General features: G+C 69.6%; 4 protein-coding genes. All 4 read right to left on the bottom strand.

Annotated features, from left to right (window positions below; all coding sequences use genetic code 11):
* Positions 1-4734 carry an SDR family NAD(P)-dependent oxidoreductase gene (locus ACAG24_RS22930; protein ID WP_370474685.1) on the bottom strand — a complete coding sequence of 1578 codons (4734 nt, stop codon included), beginning with the start codon at positions 4732-4734 and terminating at the stop codon, positions 1-3.
* Positions 4731-6461 carry an AMP-binding protein gene (locus tag ACAG24_RS22935; protein ID WP_370474686.1) on the bottom strand — a complete coding sequence of 577 codons (1731 nt, stop codon included), beginning with the start codon at positions 6459-6461 and terminating at the stop codon, positions 4731-4733. Before ACAG24_RS22935 ends, ACAG24_RS22930 begins: the two co-directional genes overlap by 4 nt.
* A gap of 100 nt (positions 6462-6561) precedes the next feature.
* Positions 6562-12051 (bottom strand): acyltransferase domain-containing protein, encoded by a 5490-nt coding sequence (locus ACAG24_RS22940; protein ID WP_370474687.1) that lies wholly within the window; start codon positions 12049-12051, stop codon positions 6562-6564.
* A complete protein-coding gene (locus tag ACAG24_RS22945) occupies positions 12048-13829 on the bottom strand; it encodes an AMP-binding protein (RefSeq protein ID WP_370474688.1) in 1782 nt (593 codons plus the stop codon). Before ACAG24_RS22945 ends, ACAG24_RS22940 begins: the two co-directional genes overlap by 4 nt.
* Positions 13830-14125: the final 296 nt, after the last annotated feature.

Here is a 14125-nt window from a genome sequence, read left to right on the forward strand (position 1 = left end):
TCAACTCAATCTTTCCGACAGTCTCGCCAGCAGCTCTTCCTCGGCGAGGTCGTCGTACGCGTCATCAGCCTCGTCGCTGATGACCTCCCCACCCTCGTTACCGGCGGTCTCGATTATCTCAGGAAGTACCGACGCCAAATAATCGGTGAGCGCTTCGACGGTCGGATAGTCGAACACCACGGACGCGGGCAGTGCCTCCCCGAGGTTTTCGCTCAGCGAGCGCTGCAATGTTACCGACATCAGCGAATCCATTCCGAACTGGAAGAAGCCCACCGTCGGATCCAGCGTGTGCGCCGAGGCGAGCCCCATCACCGCGGCAACCTGCGCGATCACGAAATCGGTCAGCAGATCGATGCGATGGCCGGGGTCGGCGTCTTTCAGCTCCTGGCGAAACTTCGTATCGCCGGTGAGCGGCTGACTCTGGGCGGCCTCGCCGGCGAGCAGGTCATCGAGGATGTGCAGCTGTGCCCGCGTGTGGTACGCGGCGGCCAGACGCGGCCAGTCCGCGGCGACGACCGTCGCCCGGGCCGGCGCCTGCGGTCCGATGAACGACCTCAACGCGGTGATCGCGACGGCGTCGTCCATCGGTTCCAGGCCCGATTCCTGCGTCGCCTGCGCCTCGAACCCGGTCTGCACGTCGGCCAGCGACTTCCACAGGCCCCAGTTGATCGCGCAGGCGGGCAGGCCGGCGGCACGGCGTGCGAACGCGAAGGTGTCGAGGAAGGTCGTGGTCGCCGCGTAGTGCGCGAGCCAGCGGGAGCCGAGCACACCCGAGATCGACGAGAACAGCACGAACTGCTCGACGGGGTGAGCGAGCGACAGCCGGTGCGCGACGGCGGCAGCATCCATCTTCGGGCGGAACATCGCCACGACGTCGTCGTTCGTCATGTCGGCCAGCGTCACCGGTCCGCCGCTCATCGCCGCGAGATAGATGCCCTTGAGCGGCGGCAGGTCCGCGCCGAAGCGGTCGAACACCGGCCGCAGCGACGCTTCGTCGGATGCGTCGGCTGCGACCGTGACGACAGTGGTGCCGGTCGCCTCGAGCCGCGCGGTCAGCTCGTCGAGGCGCGAGCCCGGATTGCGGGACACGGCCACGACGGTCCGCGCGCCCATCGACGCGAGCTGTTCGATGAGGCCGGGGCCGATGTTGCCGGTGGCGCCCACCACGAGGTGCGCGCCCTCGGGGTCGAGTGTCTCGGCGCCGACCGGCGCGGGCGGAAGCGCGTGCACGAGTCGCGCGACGAGTCGGTTGCCGCCGCGGTAGACGATCTGGTCCTCACCGTCGCCGCGGTGGGCCTCGGCGAGCAGCCAACGTGCCGCGACGACAGGCGGCACGGATGCGTCGGCATCGATGACGGCACCCCAGATCTCGGGATGCTCAAGGGCCAGCGTGCGGCCGAGGCCCCACAGCACGGCCTGCGCGGGGTCGGCCCGGTCGCCCACGTTGACCGGCTGCGCGTTGCGGGTCAGCAGGTACAGCTTCGGCGGCGACGTCGACGACGCCGCGGCCGACGCCACGGCGCGGCCGGTCTCGAAGATGTCGTAGCCCAGCTCATCGCCGCCCGTCGGCGCGTACAGCACGTGTGTCGCCGCGCCGACGTCGCCGACACCGCCGGTGGCCACGGTCGCGCCGAGGCGCTGCATTTCCGCGGCGAGCGCATCGTCCCCGACAATGAGCCAACTGGCAGCAGCATCTGGATCGGGTTGTCCGGCAAGCGGTTTCGCCGGCCACGTCAGCTCGCAGAACCATTCGGGGGGAACTGCGCTGCCTGCCGGAAGCGCACCCGAGCGTGCGACCCCGGCGCGCCGCGGCCGCACGTCCACCCAGTGCCGGGTGCGGTGCCACGGGGTGGTGGGCAGCGCGACGTGCGGTTCGGTGCCGTGCGCGGAGTGCGGCGGACGCGAGGTGTGGGTGGCGTTCACGTTCGCGTGGAAGACGACGGTGTCGTCGGCGTCGCGCGCGAGGGTGCCCACGACGAGGTGATCAGACGCATCGGCCAGCGTGGCGACAGTGTCGGTGACCGCCTGGCCCAGCGTGGAGTGCGGGCTGATCTCGATGAAGGTGCCGTTGTCCGCGGCGGCCGCGGCGACGGCCTGGCTGAACTTGACGGGCCGGCGCACGTTGGCCACCCAGTAGTCCGCGTCCAGCACAGGCGAATCCGCGGGATCGGTGACCGTGGACAGGAACGGCAGGGTCGGGATGCTGGGGTCCACGTCGGCCAGCGCCGAACGGATGTCGGCGAGTACCGGCTCCATCAGCGCGGTGTGCGACGCGACGACCATGTTGACCCGGCGGGCGAACGTGTTCAACGACGTGACCGTCGCGATGACGGCGTCGACCTCGTCGGGCAGACCGGCCACCACGGTCTGGCGCGGTGACAGGTAACCGGCGATCTCGACGCTCGGATGGCCGGCGATCAGGGCCTCGCACTCGTCGGCCTCCACGTTGAGCAGCGCGACCGCGCCCTGCCCGGCCAGCCGCGACATGATCGAGGAGCGTGCCGCGATGACCTTGAGCCCGTCGGCGACGCTCAGCGCGCCGGCGACGACGGCCGCGGTGACCTCACCCATGGAGTGGCCGATGACGGCGTCGGGGTGCACGCCGTAGGAGCGCCACAGCTCGGTCAGTGCCAGTTGCAGGCCCATCAGCACCGGCTGCACCTGCGCGTCACCGCTGACCGCGTCGCCGCCGGCGAGGATGTCGCGCAGCGAGAAGCCGACCTGCTCGACGAAGACGGGCTCGATGTCGGCGATCGCCTGGGCGAAGGCGGGTTCGTCATCGAGCAGTCGGCGGGCCATCCCTGGCCACTGCGATCCCTGACCGGAATAGACGAACACCGTGCCCGGCTTCGGTGTGGCGGCCGCGGGTCCGACGACCCCCGGCGCCGACTGCCCTGCGGCCAGCGCCCGCAGCCCCGCGATCGCCTGCTCGGTGTCACGGGCGACCACGGTGGCGAACCGCGCGTGCTGCGCGCGGTGATGGTTGAGCGTGTGGGCGACCTCGCCGAGCGGCACGTCGGCGTCGGCCATCCAGTCGGCCAGCACGGCGGCCTGCGACGCGATCCGCTCGGGCGTCTTGCCGGACACGACCAACGTCGTGACGGCCGTCGCCGGTTCCTCGGCAGCGGCGGCCACGGTGACCGGTGCCTGCTCGATGACGACGTGAGCGTTCGTGCCACCGAAGCCGAACGACGAGATGCCCGCGCGGCGCGGCCGGCCCGCGGGTGCCCAGTCGGTGTGCTCGTCGACGACCTTGAGCCGGAGCTTGTCGAACGGGATGTGCGGGTTCGGGCTCTCGTATCCGCGGTTGCCCGGAATCGTGTTGTGCTGCAAGGCCAGAACTGCTTTGGCGAACCCGGCGACGCCGGCGGCGGCCTCCAGGTGCCCGAGGTTGGACTTGACCGCGCCGATCAGCAGCGGCGAGTCGGCGGGACGTCCCTTGCCGAGCACCGTGCCCAGCGCCCGCGCCTCGATCGGGTCGCCCAGCAGTGTCCCGGTGCCGTGCGCCTCGACGTAGTCGACCTCGCGGGGGTTGACGCCGGCCGATGAGTAGGCGGCCCTCAGCACCGCCATCTGCGCCGACGGGTTCGGCGCCATCAGACCGTTGGAGCGGCCATCCTGGTTGACCGCCGAACCCCGGATCACCGCCAGCACCCGGTCGCCGTCGCGCTGCGCGTCCGACAGCCGCTTGAGCACCGCGACACCGCAGCCCTCGCCGCGCACGAAGCCGTCGGCGCTCGCGTCGAACGCGTGGCACTGGCCGGTCGGCGACATCGCCTCGGCCTGGTCGAGACTGCGCGTACCGGCGGGCGAGAGCAGAAGGTTCACGCCGGCGGCCAGCGCCAGGTCGGAGTCGCCGGTGCGCAGACTCTGCACGGCGAGGTGGATGGCCACCAGTGACGACGAGCAGGCGGTGTCGATGGTGACCGACGGGCCGCGCAGATCGAAGACGTAGGAGACGCGGTTGGCGATGATGCTGATCGAGCCGCCGGTGCCGTACCACGCGTCGACACCGCTGAGGTCGGTCGAACCCATCTGCGCGTAGTCGCCGGCGCTGGCGCCGGCGAAGACGCCGGTGCGGGTTTCGGCCAGGGAGTCCGCGGCGATGCCCGCGTGCTCGAGGGCCTCGTGGGTGACCTCGAGGAGCAGCCGCTGCTGCGGGTCCATCCGGGTGGCTTCGCGCGGGATGATCTCGAAGTACTCGGCGTCGAACGCGTCGATGTCGCGCAGGAACGAGCCCCACTTCGTGGTGCCCGCGAGCGCCGCCGCCCCTTCGGGGGTGCCGTCGTCGAACCACGACCAGCGATCCTCGGGAACCTCGCGCACCGACGATCGGCCCTCGGTGAGGAAGTCCCAGTAGGCATCGGGACCCTCGATGTTGCCGTCCAGGTCCTCGCCGCCGGGCAGGCGCAGGCCCAGACCGATGACGGCAATGGGTTCGTCCAGGCCCGCCGCGCGCGTGACCTCACCGTCGGTGACCGGCTCGACCTCACCACCGGTGAGGAACTTCGCCAGCGCGTCCACCGTCGGGTACTGCCAGAAATCCACCGGAGACACGGTGCGGCCCAGGAACTCCGACAGCACGCCGGTGAGCACGACGGCGTCCCGCGACCCCACTCCGAGGTCGTGCATCGAGGCGCCGCGTTCGATGTGCTCCGGACTGCAACCGTTGTTCGTGACCAGGTAGTCGATCAACCACCGACGAACAGCAGCCTCGTCGAAAGCAGAGGTCATGTACTGGCGTCCAGACGGCTGAACTTGTCATTGCGATAGAGCTCCACGCTCGACGCGCGGCGCACCTTGCCGCTGGTCGTCAGCGGCAGCGAACCGGGTCCGACGAGGACGAAGTCCGACAGGCGCACGCTGTGGGTCATCGAGACCGCGGAGGTGACCTGCTGCTTGACCGATTCCAGCACCGGGGCGTCGAGTTGCTTCTTGAGCTCCGCGATCACCACGAGTCGCTCGCTGGCGTCGTCCGGCACCGACACCGCGGCCACGCGGCCGCCGGTGAACTCCGCGACCGTCGCCTCGATGTCGTCGGGATAGTGGTTGCGCCCGTCGACGATCAGCAGGTCCTTGATCCGGCCGACGATGAACAGCTCGTCGTCGAACATGACGCCGAGGTCGCCGGTGCGCAGCCACGGACCCTTCGGGGTTCCGGCGGTCGGCTCACCGAGCTGCGCGGCGAACAACTCGCTGAGTTTGGGGTTGTGCCAATAGCCGCCGGCGACGTGCTCGCCGTGCAGCCAGACCTCGCCGATCTTGCCCGCCGGATTCTCGATCAGCGTGTCGGGATCGACGACCCGGGCGGTCGTCGACCGCACCGCACCGCAGCCGATCAGCTCGGTGCCGTCCTCACCCTCGCAGCGCTCGGCGTGGCCCGCGGCCAGCTTCTCGACGTCGAAACGCACCGCGGTCGGCGGACGTCCGCCGTGCGAGGCGGCCACGTACACGGTGGCCTCGGCCAGGCCGTAGGAGGGCCGCATCGCCCAGTCCGGCAGCCCGAACGCCGCGAAGCGCTCGTTGAACCGGCGCACGGTGGAGCCGTGGACGCGTTCGGCGCCGTTGATCATCACCACGACGCTGCTGAGGTCCTTGCCTGCGAGGTCCTCGTCGGTGGTGCGCTTGACGGCCAGTTCGAACGCGAAGTTCGGTGCCGCGGTGAACGCGCTGGTGTTCGATCCCAGCAGCTGCATCCAGCGGGCCGGCTTCTGCATGAACGCCACCGGGCTCATCAGCACCGCAGGCCTGCCCAGCATCATCGGGATGAAGACACCGACGATCAGGCCCATGTCGTGATAGAAGGGCAGCCACGACACGATCGTGGTGTCTTCCGGCGCACCGTCCGGGTACGCCTCGTAGTAGTCGCCGAGCAGTTCCTCGACGTTGACGACGACGTTCTTGTGCGACACCACCACACCGGCTGGCGCACGTGTGGAGCCCGACGTGTACTGCAGGTATGCCGTCTTCGGCAGCGAGGCCAGCGGTGCGGACTTCGGCGGCGAGTCGAAGTCCAGCGTGTCGACCTCGAGGAACTTCGGCGGGCGCTGCTTCGGGTCGGCCTGCCCGTACTTGCGGACGTCGTCGACCACCGCCGACGTCGTCAGCACCACGACGGGGGTGGAGTCGGCCATCGCGCCCGTCACGCGTTCGTCGTGGTGACGCGTCTGGGGCATCGACAGCGGGACGGCGATGAAACCGGCCTGGATCGCGCCGAGGAACCCGACGATGTACTCCAGGCTCTGTGGCGCCAGGATGACGGCGCGGTCTCCGGGCGACCCGATCTTGGCGAGCTTCTCGGCGACGATCAACGAGCGTTCGTACACCTCGGACCAGGTCAGGCTGTCGGTGATGCCCGCCGGATCGGCCTCGTAGTCGACGAATGTGTAGGCGGTGTCGTCCGGCTGCTGCTGCGCCCTGTCGGCAAGTACCGCCGGGATGGTGGCTTCCGAAAGTGCCATCACAATCGCTCCTTACATCCGACCAAACCTACAAAATTCCACACTCAGACCCATCGGACCGCTTCCGACATGGTCTCCCCTACCGGGCCGATTTGAGAAATCAGTTCTCGACGCTGTCGAAGAGCGAATCGAGCAGGCTGTCGCCGGCATCGTCCTCGTCCTCGCCGCCGCTCTCCGCGCTGGTCTGCGGGGCCACCTTCTCGGCGAGGTGGGCCGCCAGCGCAGCGATCGTCGGGTAGTTCCACAGCATGGTGGCGGACAGCTCGATTCCGGCGAGCCGCTCGACCTCGCGCCGGATCGACATGGCCATCACCGAGTTCAGTCCCATCTCGGCCAGGGGGCGGTCTGTGTCGACCTCGTCTTGCGAGATCCGCAGTTCGGTCGCGAGGATGCCGCGCAGCCCGGTCTCCAACTCGGCGATCACCTCGTCGGCCGACATTTCCGACCACGCCCGCTCGGGGGCGCGGGCCACCCCGGCGTCCTCGTCGGAGTCGTCGTCGGTCAGCGTCGGCGCCATGACGACGTGGGCGATGTCGAACCTGCTGGCGTACTCCCAGGCGGCGAACGCCTCGGCCGGGGTGACCGGCCGCGACCCCTGCCGCTCGAGCTCGTCGATGACCACCTGGGCGTCGGATCCGAACCCGAGTCCACGCCAGGCGACCCAGTCGAGGCTGGCGGTGATCCCGCCCTGGCGGTGCCGGGCACGCGCCAGCCCGTCGAGGTAGGCGTTGCCTGCCGCGTAGGCGCCCTGACCGGGAACGCCGAACACGGTGCCCGCCGAGGCCGTCAGGTACAGGAAGTCGACAGTGTCGACCGGGAAGACCTCGTGGAGTGCCTGTGCCCCAGCCACCTTCGGCCAGAGTGTGGTGCGCAGCCGATCGTCGTCGATGTCGGTCAGCAGCTGGCTGTCGGTCAGGCCCGCACCGTGGATGACGCCGCGGATGGGCGGTGCGCCCTGCTCGTCTCGCCGGGCCAGCAACGCGGCCAGGTCGTCGCGCGATCCGATGTCCAGCGCCGCGGTCTCGACGGCCACTCCGCGCAGTTCGAGCGAGCGGATCGCGTCGATCTTCTCCCGCACGTCCTTGCCGAGATCATCGGCATCCCACCGGCTGCGCGGAGGTAGCGCCGTGCGTCCTGCGAGGAGCACGCGGCGGGCACCCCGGTCGGCGAGCCATTCGGCGGTGACCAGTCCGAGCGCGCCGAGCCCGCCGGTGATCAGGTATGCGGCGTCGGGGCGGCACCGCAGCGGTTCGCGGACCGTCTGCGAGGAGATGGGCGCGAGCGCAGGCGCAGAGAACCGGCCGTCGCGCAACGACAGGATCGTTTTGGCGCCGACCGGCAACACGCCGGCCAGCGCCGTCGCGGCGCCGCCGAGGTCCGCGCCGGACTCGAGGTCGACGAGCCCGCCCCACAGCTGGGGCTGTTCGGCGCCGACGACACCGGCGATGCCCCACAGCGTGCTCTGTCGCAACGACTGCGCCGTGTCGGCGTCGCGAACACCCTCGGTGACGATCCACAGGCGTGGTTCCTCGCGGTCGGTGCGCTGCGCCAGCGTGCTGACCAGGCCGGCGACCTCACCGGAGAGCCGGACTGCGGCGGCGAGGTCGTCGGCGTCGGCCCTGTCGGTGTCGGGCACGTAGAGCACACACCGCGCGGTCGCCTCGTCGGCGGCGGTGTATCCCGCGGCGACGAGGCTGTCGCGCAGTGCGACGGCGGTCGGGCTGCTTCCGATGACGGCCAGCGTGGTGGGCTCGGCCGTGGCCGGCGCCTCCCATGGCTGCCATTCGAGTTCGTGGGCGACGGTGCGCGGATCGGCCGGTGCCGACTCCGACGGGCCCGCCTGAACGTCGACGTAACGCAGGCCGCGGATGTCCACCCGGGCGCTGCCGTCGGGGACGGTCACCGAGATGTCGAGGACGAGCGCATCGCCTCCGTCAGGCCTGCGCCGTACCGCCACGGTTCCCGAGGTGTCCGCCAATTCGCCTGTGGCGGAAAGCCCTTCGACACCAGCGGGCACGAGCAGCCTGCTGTCGTTGATGTCGGCGAGGCGGGCGATCTGCACCGCGGCGTCCAGTAGCGCGACCGCGGACGCGTCCTGCCAGGACACCTCGGCGAGCACGCCGTCGGTCGTGGCGCGGCACGACGTGATCGACCACGGGAAGGGCTGCCCTTCCACGCCCCACTTGGCCTGCAGCTCTTCGACGGTCGACCTGTCGTAGTCGGTGGCTCCGGTCACGTCGACCGCGCCGACGGCACCCTGGGTCGGCGCCGACGAGATCCGGGCCACGGCATGGCGCACCCAGCGGTTGGCGGGGGCGTCCGCGGACGGCGCCGAGGCCATCGTGATGCTGTCGCCGTTGCTGACGACCTGGATCACCTGGGCCTGGTCGACGACGACGGGGCGGTCGAACGAGATGTCGGACAGGGCTGTCGCCCCGGATTCGGCGGCGGCCAGGGTCAGGGTCCGCAACAGCACCGACATCGGGACGACCTCGACGCCCTGGATCCGGTGGAAACCGGGATACGGCTTGGCCTCGCGCACCAGTCGCGCCTGCCACAGATGAGTGGGAGGGCTGGTGGCGACCGAGGTGAGATCCCCGAGCAGTGTGCCGACGCGCGGCGCAGCGGGGCCGTGCCGGTCCGCGGTCGTCGCGGGCACCCAGTGCCGGGTGTGGTGCCACGGCGTGGTGGGCAGCACGGCGTGCGGTTCCGGCGCGTGTCCGGAGACCGGCGGCTTCGTGGTGTACGTGCTGTTGAGGTTGGTGTGGAACGTCAACGTCTCGTCGGACGTCTCGCCGGCCCGGCCGTCGGCCTCGCGCAACAGCGTGGGCACTGCGTGATGATGCGTGGTGCCGAGGGTGTCGCTGATGCCGAAGGTCAGCAACGGGTGCGGGCTCACCTCGATGAACGTGCCGATCTCGGCGCCTGCGGCTTCGACGGCCTGCCGGAACCGCACCGGGTTGCGCAGGTTGTCCACCCAGTAATCGGCGTCGAACACCGGCTCGGGGCCGTCGTGTTCCCGCGTGGTGATCACCATCGGGATGTTCGGGGAGGCCGGACGCAGGTCCTGCAGCGCCTCGCGCAGATCGGGAAGGATCGGATCGATCGTCGGGTGGTGCGACGCGACGTCGACCTCGACTCGACGCGCCAGCCGGTCCTTGGCCGACACCACGGCGATGACGGCGTCGACCTGGTCCGGCGGTCCCGCGATGACGGTCTGGCGCGGCGACGCGTAGACAGCCAGGGTGACGTCGGGATACTCGGCAATCAATTCGGTGGCGGACGCGGGATCGAGTTCGATCAGCGCCATCGCGCCCTGCCCGGACAGCCGTGACATCAGTTTCGACCGGGTGGCGATGACCTTGAGCCCGTCGGCGACCGACAGCGCGCCGGAGACCACGGCCGCGGCGACCTCGCCCATCGAGTGGCCGATCACGGCGTCGGGGTGCACATCGTAGGAACGCCAGAGTTCGGTCAGCGCCAGCTGCATACCGACGAGCACCGGCTGGATGCGCTCGATACCGGTGACGGTCTCGCCGCCGGCGATGATGTCGCGCAGCGAGAAACCGACCTGTTCGACGAAGACCGGCTCCAGCTCCCCGATCGCGGCGGCGAACGCGGGTTCGTCGGCCAGCAGTCGCCGGCCCATTCCCGTCCACTGCGAACCCTGCCCCGAGTAGACGAACACCGTGCCGGGGCGGCACGCACCCTGGTGCGGCGGCACCACACCGGGGGCCGACTGACCCGCGGCGAGCGCTTGCAGCCCTGCGAGGGCTCCCGCGCGATCGCGGGTGCACACCGTCGCGAACTTGTTGTGCTGGGCCCTGTGGTGGTTCAGCGAGTGTGCGACCTGATCCAGCGGGACCTGCGCACCTGCGCCGGCCATCCATTCCGCGAGGGCTCCCGCCGTGGTCGCGATCCGCTGGGCCGACTTCCCGGAAACGACGAGGGTGGTGACGGCCGACTCGGTGGCGACGTCGTCGCGGTCTGGCCCGGCGCCGACTGTGCTGGGCGCCTGCTCGAGGACGACGTGGGCGTTGGTGCCACCGAAGCCGAACGACGACACCCCGGCGACGCGCGGTCTGCCCGCGGGCTCCCAGTCGGTGGGCTCGTCGACGACCTTCAGACGCAGGTTGTCGAACGCGATGTGCGGGTTCGGCGACTGGTAGTCCAGATTGGCGGGGATGCGTCCGTGCTGCAGCGCGAGCACGGCCTTGGCGAAGCCGGCGACGCCTGCCGCCGCTTCGGTGTGCCCGAGGTTTGACTTGATCGCGCCGATCAGCAGCGGCGCGTCGGCGGAACGCCCGCGGCCGAGCACGGTCCCCAATGCGCGCGCCTCGATCGGGTCGCCGAGCAGCGTTCCGGTGCCGTGGGCTTCGACGTAGTCGACCTCGCGGGGTTCGACGCCCGCGGCGGCATAGGCCGACCGGAGCACGGCCATCTGCGCGGCCGGGTTCGGGGCCATCAGGCCGTTGGACCGGCCGTCCTGGTTGACCGCCGATCCGCGCACGACGGCCAATACGCGGTCGCCGTCGCGGACGGCGTCGGAGAGGCGCTTGAGCACCGCGATGCCGCAGCCCTCGCCGCGGACGAAACCGTCGGCGCGCGCGTCGAACGCGTGGCAGCGGCCCGACTGCGACATGGCCTCCGCCTGGTCGAAGCTGCGCGTCACCGCGGGAGACAGGATCACGTTGACACCGCCGGCGAGGGCGACGTCGGAATCTCCGGTGCGCAGGCTCTGGCAGGCCAGGTGGATCGCGACCAGCGACGACGAGCACGCGGTGTCGAGCGCCACGGACGGGCCGCGCAGGTCGAAGTAATAGGACACCCGGTTGGCGATGATGCTCAGCGCGCCACCGGTGCCCGAGTACGCGTTGACCTCGGCCAGGTCCCTGGCCGCCATGACGCCGTACTCACCGAGGCAGGCGCCGACGAACACACCGGTCTGCGTGTGGCGAAGGGAACTCGGTCGGATTCCCGCGTGTTCGAGCGCCTCGTGCGTGACCTCCAGCAGCAGTCGCTGCTGCGGGTCCATCTTGTCGGCCTCGCTCGGCGAGATCTCGAAGAAGTCGGCGTCGAACTGGTCGATGCCCGAAAGGTAGGAGCCCCAGCGGGTGGTGCCCGCGAGTGCGGCGGCGCCCTCGGCTGATCCGTCGTCGTACCAGGACCACCGGGTCGGCGGCACCTGACTGACCGCGGACCGGCCGTCGGCCAGAAAATCCCACAGCTCGTCGGGGCCATGAATGTCGTCGCCGTCGCCCGGGAACCGGACACCCAGTCCGACGACCGCGATCGCGTCCTCGGCGATGCGGTGGGTGGGGGTCACCTCATCGGCCGTGTCGACCTCGCCGCCGGTCAAGAATTTCGCCAGAGCGTTGATCGTCGGGTACTGCCAGAACTCGACCGGAGACACAGTGCGGCCCAGCAACTCCGACAGCTCTCCGGTGAGCACGACGGCGTCACTGGATCCGACGGCGAGATCGTTCAGTGGGGCATCGAGATCGATCTCATCAGGACTGCATCCGATGTTGGTGACCAGATAGTCGACCAACCAGTGCCGAATTGAGTCCTCGTCGAACTCAGAGGTCATGTGGTGACGTCCAGGCGGCTGAACTCGTCGAGGCGGTAGCGATCCACACAGGCCGAGCGCCGAATTTTTCCGCTGGTCGTGATCGGGATGGAGCCCGGCGCGACGAGAACCAGATCGGAGACGCGCACGCTGTGGGACTTCTTGATCGCCGAGGCGACCTCGCGCTTGACGGCGCGCAGCTTGTCGAGGGCCTCCGCCTCGGAGGTGCCCTTCTTCTTCATCTCGACCACGGCGACCAGCTGCTCGCTGGTGTCGTCGAGCACCGAGATGGCCGCGACGCGACCGCCGGTGATCTCCTGGATCGTGGCCTCGATGTCATCCGGGTAGTGGTTGCGGCCGTCGACGATCAGCATGTCCTTGATGCGGCCGATGATGAACATCTCGCCCTCGCTCATCACACCGAGGTCGCCGGTGCGCAGCCACGGGCCCACCGGGGTGCCGTCGGAGGGGTTCACGATCTCGCCACCGAACGTGCGCTCGGTCTTCTGCGGGTCGCGCCAGTAGCCCATCGCGACCTGATCGCCGTGCACCCAGATCTCGCCGACCTTGCCGTCGGGATTCTCGATGCAGCTCTCCGGATCGACGATGCGTACGGTCGACGACCGCGGCGCGCCATAGCTGACCAGCTCGGTGCCGGCGTCGGTTCCGCAACGCTCCGCGTGGCCGGCAGCCAGCTTCTCGTAGTCGAAGCGCACCGTGGCCGGGGTGTGGCCCATGGGGGCGGAAATGACGTACAGCGTCGCCTCGGCGAGGCCGTAGGACGGAAGCACCGTGGTCTCGGGCATACCGAACTTGACGAAGCGCTCGTTGAAGCGGCGGATGGTAGCGACATGGATGCGCTCGCTGCCGCTGATGATGCCGAGCAGACCGCTGAGGTCCATGCCCTCGAGGTCGGCGTCGGTGGTCCGGCGCACGGACAGCTCGAAGGCGAAGTTCGGCGCAGCTGACCAGGCGCACGGATTGAGCGCGAGCTGCTGGATCCAGCGGGCCGGCTTCTGCAGGAACGCCACGGGGCTCATCACGATCGCGGGACGGCCGTGCAACTTGCCGCCGTCGTCCTCGTTCGGGGTCAGCAGCGAGGCGAACACGCCCTGGATGAGGCCCATGTCGTGGTAGAAGGGCAGCCAGGACACCATCGTGATGTCGCGCGGGGGAACACCGTTGCGGTGCTCCATGTAGTCGTCGAACACCTGCTTGACGTTTGCGATGACATTGGCGTGCGTCATGATCACGCCGGCCGGAGCACGGGTCGAGCCGGAGGTGTACTGCAGGTAGGCCGTCTTGGGCAGCGGGCCCACATTGACCTCGGGCGTCTCGGGCGAGTCGAGGTCCAGAGCGTCGACCTCCACGACCGCAGGCGGGTTTCCGCCGGGCAGGCTGCCCACGTAGTTGAGGATCTCGCCGACGACGGCGGAGGTCGTCAGGACGGCCACCGGCTGGCAGTCGCGCAGTGCGCCGCTGACGCGCTCGTCGAGTTGGCCCATGGCGGGCACCGGCAGCGGCACCGCGATCATGCCGGCGGCCATCGCGCCGTAGAACGCGACGATGTATTCGAGACCCTGCGGCGCGAGGATCGCGGCGCGATCGCCCTTGCTGCCGTGGCGCAGCAGCTCGGCGGCGACGACCTGCACGCGATGATGGACCTGGGCCCATGTCAGGGACTCGGCGAATCCCGCGGGGTCGACGTCGAAGTCGAGGAAGGTGTACGCGACATCATCGGGCTGGGTACGCGCGCGATCAGCGAGCAAGCCAGGAATGGTCAACTCCAGCAACGGCATGCGACGTCGTCCTTTCACTAACTTCTGCGCCCCGGCCACACTGCCGTGGATGGCAAACCAGTTCGCAGCACTAGGCCGCGCATTCCCCCGCTCGCCGGAAGGCTAACACCGACCCGTAATAAATGTCGTGCAATCCGACGAAGGATTAGATCATGTATTGCTTGCCAGAGGGAAGCGGGCTGCTGATGACCGATTTCGCGGAGAGTGTATCGGCACCCGTGCCCGAACCGTTACTCACAGCCCGTTCACAGTTTTGCCAGAGATTGCAAGAGCCCACATAGTTAGGAGGTCTCGCG

Origin of the sequence: Mycobacterium bulgaricum (assembly GCF_041287165.2) — a bacterium.
In the GTDB taxonomy this organism is placed as follows: Bacteria; Actinomycetota; Actinomycetes; order Mycobacteriales; family Mycobacteriaceae; genus Mycobacterium; species Mycobacterium bulgaricum.